We start from the raw sequence: 18,946 nt of genomic DNA on the forward strand, positions 1-18,946 counted from the left end.
GCCATAACCTATCCTCCATAATTGTAGTGAAATAGTCTAAATATCTTTCGACTACAATTATAGGTAAAACTTGAGGATCAGGAAATCCGCAGGAATATTTGGCGCTTACCCATAATTAAAAATCCCCATATAAACGGGAGTATGGGCTGGCTAGCTATGTGCCTGTATGGTGGAAACAGATCTGGATATCAAGGTGGTCCAGTAGGTGATGGGACATGCTAACATCAGTGTGACGATGGATGTTTACAATCAAGTTACAGATCAGGAAAGGATCGTCCGGGAGATTGCCAAACTGGATGAGGTTCAGGTCATGTAATGCAGTCTGTCATGGACTTCATGAACTGCGTTCTTTCAGTTGCGGCTGTCGCCTTATAGGTCCCAAATTGAGCATGATTTTTCGTAAGCAAGCTCCCGAAAATCAACTCAATTTCGTCCCTGCATGGCTCGTAGTTTTCGCGGAAATGGTGTAAAAATGGCGTAGTAAGCCATTTTTCGGAAGAACTGAAAATTTGAAAACCCCAAGAAAGCCTGTAAAATCAAGCTTTTTTCAGGCTTTCTAAAAAAATCTTAAAAAAATTAGCACTCACCTCTTGACAGTGCTAATAATCATATGCTATATTACAGCTAGAACAAAGGAAGAGGGATAAAAAGAAGATCCCAGGGAATGATAAAGAGAAAATTCCGAAGAGCTTCGAAAGATTCCGAATCCCTAGTTGCCATAGCTTACAACACTTGAGATTACTTCAGGAGTGCTGATGGCAGCTGCGCAAGCAGCTCATAGATGATTTTCAAATGTTCAAGGATTGAAAGGAGAAATGACTTATGTTAATGCCGAGTATTTTTGGAGAGAATTTATTTGATGATGATTGGATGAACTTCCCGTTTGACAGATTTGAGAAAGATTTCTGGGGTAAAAAGAATCCGCTTTATGGTAAGAACGCGAAGAATATGATGAAGACAGATATCCGTGAGCATGACGCCGGATATGAACTGGATGTTGATCTTCCGGGATTCAAGAAAGATGAGATCAATATTGAGCTTGAGAATGGTTATCTGACCATTTCCGCAGCGAAAGGTCTCGACAAGGACGAGGAAGACAAGAAAGGTAAATATATCCGCAAAGAGCGTTATGCAGGAGCAATGCAGAGAAGCTTCTATGTTGGCGATGCCGTGACAGAAGAGGATATTAAAGCCAAATATGAAAACGGTATCCTGCGGCTGAGCATTCCGAAAAAAGATGCTCAGGCTGTTGAGACGAAAAAGACCATCTCCATTGAGGGATGATCTTACCCGACAGGGCATAAAGCATAAGAGTCAGGCCTGGTACACAAGTACCGGGCCTCTTTTTTTGAGAAATTTGATGTGGAATTTTAATGCATTTTTTCCTGATAGTGCTATAATAAGTACGTTTGAGTGTCAGGTGCTGCGGGTACGGACCCGGAGAGCTGTATTATAAAGAAAGGAATGAGCAAATTGAATAAGTTACCGGTCTATATTCTGAAACGTTATCTTCTTCTGCTGATCGGTCTGGCGATTATGGCGTTTGGCGTGGCTTTCTCGATCAAGGCGAGCCTGGGAACATCGCCGATCTCCAGTGTGCCGTACGTGGTCAGCCTGTTTACGCCGTTGACGGTCGGTACAGCGACGATCATTATGCACTGTGTCTTTATTCTCCTGCAGATTCTTATACTGCGTAAGAAATATCATCCGATTCAGATGATGCAGCTTCCGGTCGCATTTTTCTTCGGATACCTGACGGATTTCGGCGTATGGGCTGTGCGGGGAATCAGTTATGATACATACTGGCAGCAGTGGCTTCTCTGCCTGATCGGCATTTTCCTGGTGGCTGTGGGCGTGAGCCTTGAAGTCAAGGCCGGGGTTGTGGTGCTTGCGGGAGAGGGCGTGGTTCTTGCCATATGTCAGGTGCTCCCGGTGAAATTCGGCTACATGAAAGTCGGATTTGACGTGACCCTGGTCGTCATTGCCTGTGTGCTGTCCCTCTGTTTTACCGGTCAGCTTCAGGGCGTCCGGGAGGGAACGGTCGCTGCCGCAGTCATGGTCGGGCTGATCGCAAAACAGCTTGGAAGGCTGCTTTCACACTGGAAACTGGAGGATATTGAGAGAAAAGATGCATAAGACAAACGGGAAAATGGGAAATGAGAAGAAGGAAAACAAGAAAAAGACAAAGCGGGAAAACGATTTCGGCAGGGACTCCATTCCCCTGCTTGTACTGAAAATATCAGTTCCGTTCATGGTGGCACAGTTTGTAAATGTGCTCTACAGCATTGTGGACCGGATCTATGTGGGAAATATTCCTGTGATCGGCGCGGACTCCCTGGCAGGAGCGGGGGTGTGCGCCCCGATTATCACGCTGCTCTCCTCTTTTGGAACACTTATCGGGATCGGAGGTTCGGTTCTGTTTTCCGTGCGCCTTGGCGCAGGGGACGAGAAGGGCGCCCGGAGGATTCTGGCGAACAGCTTTTCCATGCTGATTATATTTTCAGCGGTTCTGACTGTGCTGTTTCTTCTGATAAAAGAACAGCTCCTGAACTGGTTCGGAGCCAGTGAGGTGACGTTTCCCTACGCGGATACTTATCTGACGATTTACACCATGGGGACTTTTTTTGCCCTGCTTTCCATGGGGATGAATTATTTTATTACAGCCCAGGGCTATCCGATGCTCGGGATGATGACCACATTGATCGGCGCTCTCATTAATATTGTGCTAGATCCGGTATTTATCTTTCTTTTCCATATGAATATCGCAGGTGCGGCGGTGGCGACGGTGATTGCGCAGATGGCGTCCTGCATTTTCGTGCTCTGCACCCTGCGAAGAAAGAAGATGAAGGTACCGCTCGGGATTGTGAAGCCGGAGAAAACGGTCGGAAAACAGATTCTGAAAATCGGATTTTCCCCATTCCTGATTCTGGCGACGGACAGCATTATCATTATTGCCCTCAATGCGGTCCTCCAGTACTATGGCGGAAAGGAATACGGGGACACGCTGATTACCGCGGCAACCATTGTGCAGAGTTACATGCTGCTGATCACTTCGCCCATGCTTGGAATCACGGGCGGTTCCCAGCCTCTGATCAGCTACAACTACGGGGCGGACAATCCGGGACGTATCCGGAAGACCGTCTTCTGGGTGCTTATGCTGTGTATCTGTTTTACGACGGTGATGTTTCTGATTTCACGGATTCTGCCCCAGTATTTTGTGCGGATCTTTACCTCGGATCCGGAGTACACGAAGCTGGCGGTGTGGGGAATTCAGGTGTTTACGCTGATGATTATCCCCTTAAGTTTCCAGTATGTATTTGTGGACGGGCTGACTGCGCTGGGAATGACGCGGACATCCCTGACTCTGTCGTTGATCCGCAAATCCATTTATTTCGGAGCAACGTGTATCCTGCCCCTTATTTTTACCGCGTCCGCAGCGTTTTACGCGGAGCCGCTGGCTGACGGTACTGCGGCAGTGATCTCCACGGTGGTGTTTTATCTGGTCTACAGAAAATATCTCCGCGGTGCGGGAAGGCTGAAAGACATCCGTTTATAAGGAAGCTGCAGCTTCATCGGAGAAAGTTCCATCCTCAGTTGGTGAAGTCACATTCTCATCTGTTCGATCTGCTTCTGGATCATCAGTCCTACCGCATTTGAGAGATCTTCAATCCGCCCGATCCGGGCAAAATCATCTCCGTAGATTTTCCGGGCAGCCTCGGTGCTGCCCTCCTCTCCGTTCAATACTGCCATGACATGGATGCCGCTCTTCCGGAGAGCGCGAACTTCTGCTGCAGTATCTTCGATCCCTGCTTCCCCCGAGTAATCGCGGCTGACATAATGTCCTTCTGACGGATTGGCAGGAATTTTCCGGTCGTCGTTGGGACTGGCGTCGGTGAGAAGGATGAGAAGGCGGTTCCTGGCGGGTGATGCCTGCATCAGATGGGAGGCGCCCCGCAGGGCAAGACCGTCCCGGTTCCATCCTGCCGCAAAATAATCGAAAATGCGCTCCTCCGTCTCATTTCCCGTATAACTGGAGAAAAGCCGCATCACCGTGTAGCCGCGCAGGCTTAAAAAGGAATATACCTGGGCGGGAATTCCGCACAGGTGAAGGCTTCTGGCGATGATGTATCCCTGGGCGGCGATGACCTCCTGGCTCTGGAGTCTTGAGGCGGAGCCGTCCAGCATCAGGTCAACGGAAAAGTCCGGTTCTTCCTCTTCGAATGTATCGGTAAAGACCCGCTCATCGCCCAGGCGGACGGCGCGCCAGATCTCTCCGGGGGCGAGCCGTCCCATCCGGCTCCGTACTTTGAGGGGCTGGGGATAGACCAGAAGGGCGTTTTCGATCTGGGCGGCAAGCTGCCGGATGCTGTTCTGATAAATCCGCCGTTTCTCCTGAAAATGCCTGCGGTTTCGCTCGGCCTGTAGTTTTGCGTCCGCGACTGTCTTGCGGATCAGGGCATCGGATATCCCGGAAGATCCGCGCTCTCCTGCGGTAAAGTAGAGGTGGCAGTTCTGGTGGTTCCCGGTGCAGAGTTCATGTTCGGTCTGAGCGCTGTCCATTTCATTATAGAGAGAAAGTCCGAAACAGTTTTCGATGTAAATGCGGTTGTTCTGTTCTTCGGCAGCGGAGAGCAGATGATCCTTCCCTTTACGCGCAGTGATCAGTCCGGAGCCGGTGATATCGGAAGCGCCGAAGGAGAGATCTTCCGCGCGCATTACTTTTGAAGGGAGCGCCCGGGAGAGGATATGATCTATTTTTCTGCGGACTTTCAGGAGCGGCGAACGGACAGCGCACTCTCTGTCAAAATGAAAATACCGCCGCAGGATATCGCAGAAACGGTTGGAAATTTCTTCGGCAGTCATATCCCCGTGAAATGCCAGTTCCCCAAAGAGACGGTTCTCCCGGGGATTTACCAGACCCGGCGCTTTCCCGAGGACTGTGCGCCACCTGGCTTCCTGCAGGGCATAGACCAGACTGTTCTGGGCCATCCACTGCTGGCGTGACCTGGTCAGCTGCTGCCGGAAAAATGTCTCTGCGCAGGAGGTCCTCAGCTCGGAGAGAACCGGGCGCTCCTTCACTTCCCGCTCGAAGGTACAGTTTTCCAGAGCGATCCAGAGCAGCCCGTCAAAGGTCTCTTTGAGCATGGACAGAGCCAGTGTGTCGAAAAGCTCTTCCATGACACTTCGGTCATACCATTTATGTACATATCCGATAATGGAATCCATATAAAAATCCGGTTCTCCGTCCTGTGTAAATGCCATGAAAACCGGATCAAATCCGTACTCTCCTGCAGCTGTCCAGATGATGTTCAGGGCACGGCGGCGGGCGGAGAGGGGATGAATATTCGTAGAATCAGCCATTTTTTCTTCCCTGCCTGTTAACAAAAGATTGCGTCGCGTCCGCTCTTTTTGGATATCCGCGAGGTAATAATATCCTTTACGAGAGACTGCTCATAGCTGTCAAAGGTCTTGTTTGTGATCCCCATATCCAGTGCCAGATAAGGGGCGAGGCCGTTTTGGATCAGCCGGATGGCATCGAGCAGTCCTCTTAAGTCAAGGACCTTGGCGGTGAGTTCACCGCTTTGGCATTTCTTCTGTATATCGGTGAAGAGTCCGGAAAACTGCTGTACATATTCCTTTTTCATATCCGGAAACTCACGGGTAAGCAGCTTCTCCAGGTTCTCGCGGGTCATTTCCGGCATATGGATCACCATGAAGCGGGAGGAGAGTGCCTCGTTCAATTCTCTTGTTCCTGCGTATCCGTAGTTCATAGTCGCGATGAATCGGGCTGCTCTGTGGACCGGGATGGTCTCATATCCGGGAACATTGATGACCCGGCGGAAATCCAGGACAGAATGCAGCACGGCGAGGGCTTCGTTGCGTGCCATGTTGATCTCGTCCAGAATACAGAAACCTCCCAGTTTGGCGCAGTCGTAGACCGGACCCGGGCGGAATACAACCTCCCCGTTCTGAAAGGTATCGGTTCCGATCATGTAGGAAGCGTCCATATTAATATGAAATGAGACATTGTAACTGGGACGGCCGAAGAGGGCGGCAAGGTTTTCCGCCAGGACATTTTTCCCGGTTGCCTTGGAACCTGCAAGCAGGAGATTCTCCCCGCAGAGGAGGGCCTGTGCTGCCTGCTCCCACACTTCGCGTCCATAGTATATATACCGGGGCTTCCGGCCAGGCGTGCCGCTCGGTGCCGGAAACTGCCTGCGGTAGTCCTCAATCCCCTGTATGATCTTTTCATCTACGTGTTCTTCTCTTAAAAATTCTATCATTGTGTTATCTCCCTGAAATTGCGGATTCTGTCCCTGCTTCTGTCCTTATAGCATGATTATTTCTGGTACACTGTCCCGGGCATGTTCCTGCCCACAGATACTGCTATTCAAGGATTGTCCGCACTTCCTCCGCAGAAATTCCGCATTTTGTGGCGATCTCTTCCTCGGAAACGCCCTGGGCAGAAAGTCTGAGGACAAGTTTTGCCAGACGGATTCCCTCGGTTTTGCCACGCTCCATTCCTTCGGCATGCCCGCGTTTTATCCCCTCAGCAAGACCTTTGTCGCCTGCCTCTTTGATCTCTTCTGCGAGAAGTTCTTTTAATGCATCACACACTTTATTTTCCACCTCCATCTGTTCCCAGTTTGCATGCGTGATCAGATTCATCACGGCAGCATAGTCTTTGGCATTTTTATGTGGCTCGTAATGGTTCAGCAGATTCCGTATCTCAGGCCCTGCTTTCAGGTCCAACCGCAGATTCTGAAGCCAGAAATTTTCCTCCTGTGTCAGTTCTGGTGTGATAAGAAGCTGCATGGGAATTGCATCTCCCTTTAAATAGTAAATTCCGTTATCCCGATATTCTGCTTCGATATTCCGCACTTCTCTCAAATGCCGGAGCAGTTTCCGGGGATACCGGCCGCACGCGAAAGTGATGGTCAGATCTTTTGGGTCGATCTCCTTTACACGGTCAGTATTTGACTGATAAAAACAGGTATATCCGTATACTTTATAAAAATCATTTATGCTCAGATAGTCGTCAGGGGCTTTGTATTCGATGATATTGTGACCCCGGAATATTTTTCCGATCGCTTTGTGCAGAGTGACATCCTGGATCTTTTTAATGATCAGTACATCGATCTGGGGCGGCTTTTTGCTGAGCAGGTATTCTTCGTACATCTCCAGATACTTCATCTCATCCTGCAGAGTAATGCGCAGAGCAGCGTTGAAGCCGGGATGCCACTGTAGTTTTCGTTTCTCCATGTTTCTCCTTCTTTAGTATAGCCAATTCGTTTTACGGTTGCAATATTTTATGCTTCTGCAGCGTATAATCAACGTGTTCTCAATGGCACCCCTCCTCTGCTGTTGGGACATGTCATCAGTGCTGTAAGTACTGATTGTTTACATCTCTGTGAAACGTGCTCTGAATATAGAGCGTGATCTGGTGATTGATTTATCCGTATCTCACGGTAAGATCCGGGCTGAACGCCCTTTCGCATGAGAGATTCAGATGAAGAAAGGATAGCATATCAGAAGGCGGTTGGCAAGCATCGATCTGTGGCATTTATAATAAACAACCTCTGATGAACGGAGACGGATCCGGGAGATCCTTTCCTTTCACCAGAGGCCTTTTTCGCTTGTAGATTCTGCCTTTGCCCGGAGCTTTTTTTACTTTGATACAATCTCAATATCCGACGACACATCTTTTACCCCGTTGATCTGCAGCCGGACAAATATTTTCCCGCTCTCAAATCCGTCGAGAGAATACTCAAGCGGTTCAGACAGATTTGTCACGTCTATGGATTCTGCCTTTTCTCCCTGAACGATCCAGAGCATCAGCGTGGCGCCGTCAGGTACGGTGCCGCAGTGGATGTCGGCAGTGAGCATCTCCTGTTCCGGTTCCTCGAGGATAAATGCTTTTTCTTTGATGAAGCCGTCTGAAGCACTCTTGAAATCAATACTCCACACCCCTCCGAAATTCGTTTCCATGGACATGGTAATAATTCCCGTATTCCATATGCGTTTGTCTGAAGTGACGGAAGTGTTCACACCCCCGTGCGCAACCGTGAAAATGAATCCGATAAAGCAGACGAGCATCAGTATAAGGCTGACAGCTCCGCCGGTGAGATATTTCAGGTGATGAGTTTTTGCAGGCATAACAGGAACCTCCTTTTGTTCGATACGTATTCCACATTCTTCACAGTATTTGGCCTTCAGGGAGATGCGGTGACCGCAGGCGGGGCAGTGCTGCGTGATCTCCGGGCGGCGCAGGAAATAGACGAGCAGCCCGATGAAGGGCGTTGTAAAGAATACAACCACTGCCCAGAGCGCGCCGTCTCCGCCTCTGATCCGGCAGTCCTCATATACCCAGGCGGCGATGAAGCCTTCCATAGCCAGGGCAAAGAAAACAAATCCGAAGAGCAGCAGGGGGACGAGGATGTCTATTCCGTCCAATCCTTCAGAAAAAAGTGCAAATACCAGAAGTCTTGCCGCAAAGCAGAGAAGAATGATTCCGATAATAAGAATGAGCGTCTTTTTCCCCGGCGGATTCTGCCGCCTTTTTATGATGCCGGAGCTTCTTTTTGGTGTGTCGGAATTTTGATTTTTCATGTCAGGGCACCTCTTTTCTCGATGTGAATGGCACATTCCTCGCGCATGTTCGTCCGTTTCATTCCGATTACCGTGAGTACAATTCCCGCAGCCGCGCCATAAGCGCAGCCGAGTACTGCAAAGACCAGCAGAAGCGGGTCGGAAATCAGAAGAAACGAAAGGATTCCGAGCAGTCCGAAGATAATGCAGTTGATGACCATAGGCAGATACCAGAGAGAAATTGTGCGGGTAGGAATTTCTCTGCGCGCGGCATTTTCCCGGGCATACAGTTCTGCTTTAAGAGCGTTTGTAAGCCGCGGCGGCGGTCCGGCGGTCTGACCGGATTTCGCAGACTCGCGGATGAGGGCATCGAATTCGTTTGAATCATTTAAATCATGCACCTTATGCAATTCATGTAACTCATGCTTCTTCATGGTATCCTGCCTCCTTTAATTTTTTTCGGATATGGTCACGTCCCCGCGACAGCCGGCTTTTGACCGTGCCGGCGGGAAGCTTCAGCGTCTTTGCGATCTGTTCCAGCGGAAAGTCAAACTGGTAGAAGAGCGTTACCGGAAGCCGCAGCCTGTCCGGCATGCCGGCGATGATCCGGCTGATCTCGGCGAGCAGTTCCTGTTTCAGAAAGTTTTCCTCAATGTTCTCCCCGGAGCCGATCACAGATGCAGTCTTATCATCAAGAGCGCCGGAAGGGGCAATCGCGTTTCGCCGGGCCGTTTTTCTCATTGTGGTTTTCCAGATGTTGCAGGCGATGGAGAAGAAGAAAGCTTTCGGATTCTGCTCCCAGTCCAGGGTAAGCGGACTCTCCAGCGCCTTGAGAAAGGTCTGCTGATAGAGATCGTCCGCGTCAGAGCGGTCGGCGCACAGCCGCATGCAGAAATGATACACATCCGTGCCGAAACGGTCGATACACTGTTCGATTTCTCTCGCTTCCAAGCGCTCACCTCCCTCGTAATCCATTCAAATGTTTTCGTCCTATATTCGCCGCGGAAAATAAAAAGGTTCCGCAATTTTTGAAAATTTATTTGAGAATAGGGAAAAGATTATAAACCACTGAAAAGCAGCCGTTGATCCCAATCAAATACGGGCGGCTGCTCTTTTGTTTACGATAGAGATATATTATTCGGTTTATCCGTGCTCAGCAGTTCTGTATTTAAACAACTTTATCTGGTAGTCCATACGCTGCCTGGATGGAGAGACGATTTTGATAATCCAGTCCGGAGCACCATTGCATCCTTCCTGAAGCTGTCATAAAAAGAATTCCCCTGATATCTGTGATTATAGAAATGACGCGGGAGCTTGTCAATAAAATAATTATTGTGAAGTGTTGGATTTTTTCTGTATTGAAGAGGAGTCACCCAAAATTGTCTCTCAAAAGCAGTCAGAAAGTGACTTTGACTTGAAAAACAAAGATAACTGCTTATACTGCTGATAGACAGCTTCCCGGCCAGTGCTTCCTGCGGTTGAACTGTTCATAGTTTTGAAGTACAATAAAAGTAAATCGAAAGTTGGTGGAGAAATTCTATGAGCGTATGCACATTTATTGCTTCGGATTTTCCCTTGACGGAAGTTTCACCCGTTCAGGACTATCCATTTGAAATAAATCTTGATAATGGCATAATGTATGACGGTGGCGCAGATGATAACTATTCTCTGCGTTCCTTTCAAGATGTTCAGAACTATACCGACAAGAAAAATGGAGTCTGTCTGGAATGGAACTACTTTACAGAGGGTAGGGCAAAACAAATTATTGAATATATGAAAAATGCCTTGCAGAATACGACTTCCATAGAACTCTGGCATGTGTGGTTAATGGACTACTATGAATTTGAGGACAGACCTGTAATTCATAGGCAGACAGTTTCCATTGATGAACTTACCACAAAACATATCAAGAAAATTGATGATGCAGAGATTTGGAATACTCCCGATAAAATGTATCCGAATAGACCATCATTCTATTGCCTGGAAATAAAACGATAATTACCACTTCCCATTTGTCTTTTCCTTTTCGCTCCTGTTCATGCCGTTTCCGGCGGTTTTCATGCCCTCCCGGATAGCGTCGGCTTGGAAGATAAGAACCAGAAGATGCGTGCAAATAAAAAAGAAAAGGGAGATAAAGGGGAAGGTATACCCCTCACACTTGCAGGTCAGAAAGAAAATATTTATAATAGACAAAACAGCAGGTGCTTTTTATCTGCAGAAAGATCTGTGTTTATGGAACAGGAGGAACATCGTGATGGGACGTACCTATGTGATGTCAGATATACACGGCATGGCGCATCTTCTGGAAGAGATGCTCGGCAGGATCGGCTTTTCCCCGGAAGACTGTCTCTACATTCTGGGGGATCTGATCGACCGGGGGCCGGATCCCGCAGGGGTGCTCGATCTGGTGATGGGAAAGGAAAACATCACAGTGCTCACCGGCAACCATGAGGATGCCTTTGCCTCCTGGTATGAAAGTGAAGCGGACAAGGTGGGAAATCCTTATTATTACAATACATATGAGGTTCTGATGGACAGCAGGAAGACGGAAGAAAAATTGCCGGAGTATGTGCGGTTTGTGAAAGGCCTCCCCCTGTATAAAAAGGTGAAACTGGACGGCATCTGCTATCTCCTGGCCCATGCGTCCACAGAGGAGGCACTGCGGGTGTGGAAGCGAAGGGATCCGTTTATCTGGGACAGCTCCATGGTGGACCGGCAGAGAGGAATCCCCGGCTATGTTTCCATTGTCGGACATGTGCCGACTTTCATTATCCGGGGCTATCCCCATGAGCCTGCGACAATCTGGAGAAGCCCGGACGGCCGCCTGATTGATGTGGACTGCGGAGCGGTATTTCCGGTTATGGGCGGCAGACTCGGGTGTCTCTGTCTTGAGACAGGAGAAGAGTTCTATGTCCAGGATAAGCGGCTTTAAGGACTCTGGCTCTAAGGTCCTGGCTTGCCTCCCATGGACATTCATGGTAAAATTACCGGGAAAGAAGGAAAAGGCGTGGATTTATGAAGATTCATTACAGGGAAAATCAGGGGAAAATCGAGATTGTGCGGTGCTTTGGGAATGACCCGGAGGTGGCGCTGCCGGAGAGCATCGGCGGAAAGCCGGTCGTCCGGACAGCGCCTTATGCATTTTCCGCTAGGAAAAATATGGAAGAGGAAGATGTCCTGGTCTTTGAGACAGAGGATCAGCGGATGTTTGGCGGCGGGGAGCGTCTTCTCGCCGGGGAAGCGGTAGAGAGTGTGATCTTTCCGGACACGATGGAAGAGATCGGAAATTATATATTTTACGGCTGCAGAAACCTCAGGCGTCTGAGCTTTTCGGACCGTCTGCGGGGCGTGGGAAGCGGCGCGTTTACCGGGTGCCGTGAACTGGGATCTCTCAGAGTAAACCTGACGGAGGGGAAAAAGACCTGCGTGAAGGAGATCCTGGGCGATCTCTGGCAGAGGATCGACGTGACATTTCTGCAGGGAGAGCGGGAGATCCGCCTGGTGTTCCCGGAACACTACGAGGAGGCGGTGGAGAACACACCGGCCAGGATTCTTTTCACCCAGCACCACGGCTCCGGCAACAATTACCGGCAGTGTTTCTACGCACGGGAGATGGACTACAGGAAATATGACGAGCTTTTCTATGTGGCAAAAGCCTACGACCGGGTAAATGTCCTCTCGGATATTGCTTTTTCACGGCTCATGTATCCGGAAGATCTGACGGAAAAGGCAGAGCGGGAATATGAGGCGTATATCCGGGAAAATGAAAATCAGGTCCTGGAATATCTGACGGATGCGGAGAAGATGGAAGAAATGCGGGAAATCTCCCGGCGGCGCCTGTGGGAGCGGGACGCTCTGGAGACCGCTGCAGACTATGCTGCGAGGACAGGAAAGAGGGAGATATTGAGCTTCCTGATGGAAGAACAACACAGGTTTTTCCCCGTAAGAAGGAAAAAGTTCGATTTATAGAGAAGAAAAGCAGACCTGGAGAAGAGAGTTTCGTAAATCGGGAAATCGTGATATACTGTCGCTGTGGCAGATAAGAGATCCTCTCATGGAGCATATACAATGCATGTGCAAGCGTTATAGGCAGTTGTATATAATTATATGAAGGCGTACAGGAGGTGCAGAGCGTGCGGGAGATAGAAATCGAGACGGAAGAGAGAAAGGTCCGGATCAGGGAGAAGCTGAACAGCATTGGCGTGCAGATCTTGCGGGCCGCCCGGGATGAGCTGTATTTTTCCATGCGCTTCCTGGATGTGGCGCTGAGCAGTTTTGTCTATGAGATGAACGCCGATGTTTCGCCGGTGGGGACGGACGGCAGGACGATCTTTTTCCATCCGCAGCAGCTCGGCGGACTGTACCGGGAAAACAGGATCCTGGTAAACCGGGCGTATCTGCACATGACTCTGCACTGCATTTTCCGGCATCCGGCGAAAGAAAATGTGGATCTGCGGTACTGGAATCTAAGCTGTGATATCGCCGCGGAGCATATCATCGACGGGTGCGACCTCCGTCCGGTTCGGTTTTCCAGAAGTCTTTTGCGGAGAGAGACGTACCGGAAGCTGGAACAGGAGAAGAAAGTGCTCAATGCCGAGCGCATTTACCGGCAGCTTTCTGACTGGCAGCTGGAAGAGAAGGAGCTCTCTGCTCTGGAAGAAGAATTCTACGTGGACGACCACCGATTCTGGGTGAACCAGATACCGGGAAAACAGCCGGATCCGGAGCTGAACAGGAAGTGGAAGGACATCGATGAGAAGATGGAGACGGATCTGGAGACATTTTCAAAGGAAGCCGCAGAAAAAAGCGGGGACTTCCTGGGGCAGCTCAAGGTGGAAAACCGGGAGCGCCATGATTACCGGGAATTTCTGCGGAAGTTCTCCGTGCTCGGCGAGGAACTGAGACCCGACCCGGATACATTTGACTATGGATTTTACAGCTACGGGCTGTCCCTGTACGGCAATATGCCGCTGATCGAGCCGCAGGAGACGAGAGAAGTTAAGAAGATCGCGGATTTTGTGATTGTGATTGACACTTCCATGTCGGTTTCCGGGGAACCGGTGAAGAATTTCCTGGAAGAGACATACAGCGTGCTGCGGGAGCAGGACAGTTTCTTCCGGAAAGTGAATATTCATATTATACAGTGCGATGAAAAGGTACATTCCGATGTGAAGATCACAGGCAGGGAGGAGCTGGATGATTATATGGAACATTTTCAGCTCTATGGGGAAGGCGGCACGGACTTCCGCCCGGCGTTTACCTATGTGGAGGAACTGATTGCGCAGGGAGAATTTGACGATCTGAAAGGGCTGATTTATTTTACAGACGGATTTGGAATCTACCCACAGAAGATGCCGCGGTACAAAACGGCGTTTGTATTTCTGGAGGAAGATTACCGGGATGCGGATGTTCCGCCCTGGGCGATCCGGCTGATCCTCAGGGAAGAGGATCTTAAGCAGGGAGTATAATATACAGAAAAACAGGAGGACGACAGTTGGATATCAGACGGGCAAAACAGGAAATTAAAGATTCGATAGAAGCGTACCTTGCAAAAGACGAGTTCGGAGAGTACCGGATCCCTGCGGTGCGGCAGAGACCGGTGCTGCTCATGGGACCTCCGGGAATCGGCAAGACCCAGATCATGGAGCAGATCGCCCATGAACTTGAGATCGCCCTGGTGGCCTACACTATCACCCACCACACTAGACAGAGCGCGGTAGGGCTTCCCTTTATCCGGGAAAAGGAATACGGCGGGGAGACCTATTCGGTTACCGAGTACACAATGAGTGAAATTATCGCGTCTGTATATGAGAAGATGGAGAAGACGGGAATCCACGAGGGTATTCTCTTTATCGACGAGATCAACTGTGTATCGGAGACGCTGGCGCCGACGATGCTGCAGTTTTTGCAGGGCAAGACATTCGGCAATCAGAAGATGCCGGAAGGATGGATCATCGTGGCAGCGGGAAATCCGCCCCAATATAACAAATCAGTGCGGGAGTTCGATGTGGTGACTCTGGACCGGCTCAAGAAGATTGATGTGGAAGCGGATTTCCCGGTCTGGAAGGAATATGCCTACCGGCAGGGAATTCATCCCGCAGTGATCTCCTACCTGGAGCTGCGCCGGGAGAACTTCTACCGCATCGAGAATACCGTGGACGGGAAGCAGTTTGTGACGGCAAGGGGATGGGAAGACCTCTCGGAACTGATCTATGTGTATGAACTGCTGGGCAAAACCGTGGACCGGGATGTGGCGTACCAGTATCTGCAGCATCCGACAGTGGCGAAAGATTTTGCAAATTATCTGGAACTTTACTATAAATATAAGAAGGACTACAGTGTGGGCGACGTTCTGGAAGGAAAATGGGAGGACGCTGCTGCAGCGAAGATCAGGACTGCGTCTTTTGACGAGCATCTGAGCATTATCAGCCTGCTGAACGGGAAACTGGGGGAAATGTTTTCCGAGTGCTACCGGATGGATGCTTATGTGTCCAGGCTGTATGAATACCTGATCTGTTACCGGGAGAACCGGGCCACGATGATGCTGGACGACGTGCGGATCATGGCGGAGAAAGATCTGGAGAAGCAGAAAAAGTCGGAACTTCTGACAAAAGAACAGGAGCATATATTCCGCAGAGTGACGGAGGCACTGACACGGTTTACGTCAGAACTGAAAGGAGAGCTGTTCATCGGCGATTCGGCGCTGGACGAGGTGCGCCGCATGTTTGCCGGAGAGACGGGCAAACTGGATGAACTCAAGCAGAAGACCGCGGAAATGCTTGAGAATGCGTTCCGGTTCCTGGAGGAAACCTTCGGAGAGAGCCAGGAGATGGTGGCCTTTGTGACAGAACTCAATGCAAATTATTTCAGTACCTGGTTTATCCGGGAAAACGGCAGCGATATGTATTACCGCTACAACAAAGGTCTCTTGTTCGACGACCGGCAGCAGGAGATCCTGGGCGAGATGGATGAAGCCGAGGGGCTTCTGAACCAGGGAATCAAATAAGCACTTCTTTCTTTCCGGAAAAGAGTGTGCTAGAATAGAACCATGGCAAAATTTCCAGACAGGAAGAGAGGTTGATAACATGGATGTCAGGACAATGAGAAATGAAGCGCTCGGGAAACGCGTGGTAAAGGCACTGGAATCCCGCAATATGGAAGCGTATTATGCAGCGACAAAAGAAGAGGCGGTAAAGAAGGCTCTGGAACTGATCCCGGAGGGAAGCACCATCAATATGGGCGGTTCCGCATCGGTGCGGGAAGTGGGGCTGATCGATGCTGTCTGTTCCGGAAATTATGTATTCTATGACAGGGATAAGGCGTCTACTCCGGAGGAGAAGAATGAGATCGCTCTGAAGGCATTTACATGCGATTGGTTCCTGGGAAGCGTCAACGCCATGAGCGAGGACGGCGTGTTTGTAAATATCGACGGAAATGCAAACCGTGTGGCGGCTTATGCATTTGGCCCGAAAAATGTTCTTCTGATCGTGGGAATGAACAAGATCGTCAAGACCGAGGAGGACGCGATGCACCGCGCCAGAAATGAAGCCGCGCCGATCAATACACAGAGGTTCGGCATCGACACGCCCTGTGTGAAAAACGGAAGCTGCTTTGACTGCAAGAGTCCGGACTGCATCTGCTGTCAGATTATGATTACCAGATTCAGCAGGATTCCGAAGAGATTCAAGATCATACTGGTGGATGAAAATCTCGGTTTCTGATGCCGCCCGGCACAGCGTTTTCAGGCGCAAAAGGGCGGCCGGACGGGGGATAAGCAGCCGGGAGAATAGAGAGGGCATGGAAAGATGGACAGAGACGAAAAGAAGCTGACCGGGAGGGAGCCCGGGAAGCAGACCGCGCACAGGCGCAGAAGAAGGAGCAGACCGAAGAACAAAAGCGCGGTAAAGGGAAGACGCAGCAGAGGTGCGCAGAGCGCGAAAGCAAGAAAAAGGGCGGGCTTTGATATCATCTCGACAACAGTTCTTATTGTTGCGGTATGCGTATTCGTTTTCTCCCTTTATCAGCTTGTCATGATGCTCGTCCCATATTATACGGGAAGCGAGGAATATGACGCCATCAAGGAATATGCTATCACGGAAGGCAGCGACGGAGAGGGATTCCGTGTGGATTTTGACGCACTTCTGCAGGAAAACCCGGATACAGTTGCATGGATCCGTTTCGATGAGCCGTCGGTGATCAGTTATCCGGTTGTCAAAAGTGCGGATAATAAGGAGTATCTGACGAAATCATTTTCTGCAAATGACAATAAGCTGGGAACAATCTTTGTGGATATGCGCTGCAGTTCGGATTTCTCCGACAGAAATACCCTTGTTTACGGTCATAATCTCCGGGTAAGCGGCAGGATGTTCTCAAAGCTTCTGGAATATGAAGACCAGTCGTTCTATGAGGAAAATCCGTATTTCTACATATATACACCGGACGGCAAGGTGAGGACCTATACGATCTTTGCAGCCTCTGTTGTGGATGAGACGGCGGATAACTACAATATCACTTATGCGTCGGACGCGGATTTTGAAGAATATCTGCAGCTGTGTAAGAGTTCCTCCCTGTACGATACCGGGGTGGAGGTAAATGCACAGTCCAGGATCGTGAGCCTTTCAACCTGTACCAACGGGGCGGAGACGGAGCGTTTCCTCGTGCAGGGCGTTCTGACGGCGGAGGATTAAGCCGGAGGGATCCGCATTTGCAGACAGAAACGAGACAGCAGGGATGAAACGGCAGGAGCAGGATTGGAAGGAAACAGGATTGCTGGAAAGGAATGAAGAAATGGCAGACAGATTCGACGTAGGAGACGTTATCAGGATGAAGAAACCGCATCCCTGCGGAAGCCAGGAGTGGGAGATCCTGCGCGTGGGGGCGGATTTCCGTCTCAAATGCATGGGGTGCGGCCACCAGATTATGGTGCCGCGGAAACTGGTGGAAAAAAATACAAGACAAATTACGAAAAAAGCTTGAAACTTGCGTCTCGTTATGGTATCATGGATAACCGTGACATACTGTTGGAAACAACAAATGATCCAATTCCTTGCTCCTGTGAAGGACAGGGGCCAGAGACCATAAGGAGGTGCAAGAACATGAATAAGTATGAATTAGCTGTTGTTGTGAGCGCAAAACTCGAAGACGAAGCAAGAGCAGACGTAATCGAGAAAGTGAAAGCACTGATCACACGTTTCGGCGGCAACGTGACAGACGTTGATGAGTGGGGCAAGAGAAGATTCGCTTACGAAATCCAGAAGATGAGAGAAGGATATTATTACTTCGTACACTTCGAGGCTGAGAGTACAGTTCCGGGCGAAGTGGAACAGCGTATCCGCATTATGGACAACGTGCTCAGATATTTATGCGTGAAACAGGAAGCATAAGCGGAAAGAGGTATATATGAATAAGGTTGTTTTAGTAGGACGGTTGACAAGAGATCCAGAAGTAAGATATTCACAGGGCGACAGCGCGACAGCCGTTGCGAGATACACGGTGGCTGTTGACCGCAGATTCAAGAGAGACGGAGAGCCGACAGCGGATTTCATTCCGTGTGTTGTGTTCGGACGTTCTGCTGAGTTCGCTGAGAAATATTTCCGTCAGGGAATGCGCGTATCCATTTCCGGACGCATCCAGACAGGAAGCTATACGAACAAGGACGGCGTGAAAGTTTACACGACGGAAGTGATCGTTGAGGAACAGGAATTTGCTGAGAGCAGAGCTGAGAGCGAGGCGAACAGAGCTTCCTTCCAGCGCCAGAGCGCACCCGCTCCGTCACCGAGCGTTGACGCAGGGGACGGTTTCATGAATATCCCGGATGGTATCGATGAGGAGCTCCCGTTCAACTAGACCGAAAGCACTTAAATTAAGTGAAAGGAGATTCCATCATGGCTTACGAAAAGGGAAGCAAACCAGAAGGCGGCTTCAAGAGAAGAGGCCCGGCACGCAGAAGAAAAAAAGTATGCGTATTCTGTGGTAAAGAGAATAACGAGATCGATTACAAGGACGTTGCAAAGTTAAAGAAGTATGTTTCCGAGAGAGGAAAGATCCTTCCGAGAAGAATCACAGGAAACTGTGCAAAGCATCAGAGAGCTCTTACAGTAGCAATCAAGAGAGCAAGACACATTGCACTGATGCCGTACGTTCAGGACTAATTGACAGGTTAAAAAATCAAGGCTGGTTTTCAGGGATGATACCCGGAGACCAGTCTTTTTTTGTATTATTCATAACAGTTCATTCCCATATGCTCTGGACCGGGAACTGGCACCGCTGAATGCGATTAACGATCATAATCCGAAATATCTGCTTACGATGGACTACGGTCCGATGATATCCCATAACGGGATCCGGCAGCTCTACG

At 49.8% G+C, this 18,946-nt stretch carries 20 protein-coding genes and 1 pseudogene; 14 read left to right on the forward strand and 7 right to left on the reverse strand.

Going from position 1 to position 18,946, the window contains the following annotated elements; genetic code table 11:
- Window positions 1-822: 822 nt before the first annotated feature.
- The 3 genes from B5F07_RS09835 to B5F07_RS09845 all read left to right on the forward strand — a co-directional run bounded on the left by B5F07_RS09835 (window position 823) and on the right by B5F07_RS09845 (window position 3,556).
- The gene (locus B5F07_RS09835; protein WP_087161112.1) at window positions 823-1,284 is read left to right on the forward strand and encodes an Hsp20/alpha crystallin family protein; all 462 of its coding nucleotides are present in this window, start codon (window positions 823-825) and stop codon (window positions 1,282-1,284) included.
- A 189-nt stretch (window positions 1,285-1,473) separates the two neighbouring features.
- On the forward strand, window positions 1,474-2,136 hold the full coding sequence (locus B5F07_RS09840; protein WP_330397788.1) for a YczE/YyaS/YitT family protein: 663 nt from the start codon (window positions 1,474-1,476) through the stop codon (window positions 2,134-2,136).
- Window positions 2,129-3,556 (forward strand): MATE family efflux transporter, encoded by a 1,428-nt coding sequence (locus tag B5F07_RS09845; protein ID WP_242972493.1) that lies wholly within the window; start codon window positions 2,129-2,131, stop codon window positions 3,554-3,556. Before B5F07_RS09840 ends, B5F07_RS09845 begins: the two co-directional genes overlap by 8 nt.
- Window positions 3,557-3,603: 47 nt before the next feature.
- Here B5F07_RS09845 and B5F07_RS09850 read toward each other — a convergent pair whose 3' ends face one another.
- From B5F07_RS09850 to B5F07_RS23570, 7 genes and pseudogenes are all read right to left on the reverse strand, one after another.
- Entirely contained in the window at window positions 3,604-5,361 is a 1,758-nt protein-coding gene (locus B5F07_RS09850; protein WP_087161114.1) for a hypothetical protein, read from the reverse strand.
- 17 nt (window positions 5,362-5,378) lie between these two features.
- A complete protein-coding gene (locus B5F07_RS09855; protein ID WP_087161115.1) occupies window positions 5,379-6,284 on the reverse strand; it encodes an AAA family ATPase in 906 nt (301 codons plus the stop codon).
- A gap of 103 nt (window positions 6,285-6,387) precedes the next feature.
- Complete coding sequence (locus B5F07_RS09860) at window positions 6,388-7,263, reverse strand: hypothetical protein (protein ID WP_087161116.1); 876 nt, start codon at window positions 7,261-7,263, stop codon at window positions 6,388-6,390.
- A 405-nt stretch (window positions 7,264-7,668) separates the two neighbouring features.
- On the reverse strand, window positions 7,669-8,610 hold the full coding sequence (locus B5F07_RS09865; protein WP_242972494.1) for a zinc ribbon domain-containing protein: 942 nt from the start codon (window positions 8,608-8,610) through the stop codon (window positions 7,669-7,671).
- Complete coding sequence (locus B5F07_RS09870; RefSeq protein ID WP_087161117.1) at window positions 8,607-9,023, reverse strand: hypothetical protein; 417 nt, start codon at window positions 9,021-9,023, stop codon at window positions 8,607-8,609. The genes B5F07_RS09865 and B5F07_RS09870 overlap by 4 nt, the downstream gene beginning before the upstream one ends.
- The gene (locus B5F07_RS09875) at window positions 9,010-9,540 is read right to left on the reverse strand and encodes an RNA polymerase sigma factor (protein ID WP_204248837.1); all 531 of its coding nucleotides are present in this window, start codon (window positions 9,538-9,540) and stop codon (window positions 9,010-9,012) included. The genes B5F07_RS09870 and B5F07_RS09875 overlap by 14 nt, the downstream gene beginning before the upstream one ends.
- 204 nt (window positions 9,541-9,744) lie before the next feature.
- Window positions 9,745-9,843 (reverse strand): annotated as a pseudogene (locus tag B5F07_RS23570) (Uma2 family endonuclease); the annotation flags it as partial.
- A gap of 285 nt (window positions 9,844-10,128) precedes the next feature.
- Between B5F07_RS23570 and B5F07_RS09885 the strand changes: the two are divergent.
- The 11 genes from B5F07_RS09885 to rpsR all read left to right on the forward strand — a co-directional run bounded on the left by B5F07_RS09885 (window position 10,129) and on the right by rpsR (window position 18,740).
- Window positions 10,129-10,587, forward strand: a complete 459-nt coding sequence (locus B5F07_RS09885) for a hypothetical protein (protein ID WP_087161120.1) — start codon at window positions 10,129-10,131, stop codon at window positions 10,585-10,587.
- 256 nt (window positions 10,588-10,843) lie between these two features.
- Window positions 10,844-11,521 (forward strand): metallophosphoesterase, encoded by a 678-nt coding sequence (locus B5F07_RS09890; protein ID WP_162613100.1) that lies wholly within the window; start codon window positions 10,844-10,846, stop codon window positions 11,519-11,521.
- 83 nt (window positions 11,522-11,604) lie between these two features.
- Window positions 11,605-12,558, forward strand: coding sequence for a leucine-rich repeat protein (locus B5F07_RS09895; RefSeq protein WP_087161122.1), 954 nt, complete (start codon window positions 11,605-11,607; stop codon window positions 12,556-12,558).
- Between the two features lie 164 nt (window positions 12,559-12,722).
- Window positions 12,723-14,057, forward strand: coding sequence for a VWA-like domain-containing protein (locus B5F07_RS09900; protein ID WP_330397789.1), 1,335 nt, complete (start codon window positions 12,723-12,725; stop codon window positions 14,055-14,057).
- Window positions 14,058-14,083: 26 nt separating this feature from the next.
- Complete coding sequence (locus B5F07_RS09905; protein ID WP_087161123.1) at window positions 14,084-15,595, forward strand: AAA family ATPase; 1,512 nt, start codon at window positions 14,084-14,086, stop codon at window positions 15,593-15,595.
- A 79-nt stretch (window positions 15,596-15,674) separates the two neighbouring features.
- A complete protein-coding gene (locus B5F07_RS09910; RefSeq protein ID WP_087161124.1) occupies window positions 15,675-16,310 on the forward strand; it encodes a lactate utilization protein in 636 nt (211 codons plus the stop codon).
- Between the two features lie 84 nt (window positions 16,311-16,394).
- Window positions 16,395-17,276: a class B sortase gene (gene srtB / locus B5F07_RS09915; protein ID WP_087161125.1), complete on the forward strand. Its 882-nt coding sequence runs from the start codon at window positions 16,395-16,397 to the stop codon at window positions 17,274-17,276.
- Between the two features lie 100 nt (window positions 17,277-17,376).
- Entirely contained in the window at window positions 17,377-17,565 is a 189-nt protein-coding gene (locus B5F07_RS09920) for a DUF951 domain-containing protein (RefSeq protein ID WP_087161216.1), read from the forward strand.
- Window positions 17,566-17,684: 119 nt separating this feature from the next.
- Window positions 17,685-17,972 carry a 30S ribosomal protein S6 gene (gene rpsF / locus B5F07_RS09925; RefSeq protein ID WP_087161126.1) on the forward strand — a complete coding sequence of 96 codons (288 nt, stop codon included), beginning with the start codon at window positions 17,685-17,687 and terminating at the stop codon, window positions 17,970-17,972.
- Window positions 17,973-17,988: 16 nt separating this feature from the next.
- A complete protein-coding gene (locus B5F07_RS09930) occupies window positions 17,989-18,435 on the forward strand; it encodes a single-stranded DNA-binding protein (protein ID WP_087161127.1) in 447 nt (148 codons plus the stop codon).
- Between the two features lie 38 nt (window positions 18,436-18,473).
- Window positions 18,474-18,740 (forward strand): 30S ribosomal protein S18, encoded by a 267-nt coding sequence (gene rpsR, locus B5F07_RS09935; RefSeq protein ID WP_087161128.1) that lies wholly within the window; start codon window positions 18,474-18,476, stop codon window positions 18,738-18,740.
- Window positions 18,741-18,946 lie beyond the last annotated feature (206 nt).

The sequence above is a fragment of the Lachnoclostridium sp. An169 genome (assembly GCF_002160525.1).
In the GTDB taxonomy this organism is placed as follows: Bacteria; Bacillota; Clostridia; order Lachnospirales; family Lachnospiraceae; genus Mediterraneibacter; species Mediterraneibacter cottocaccae.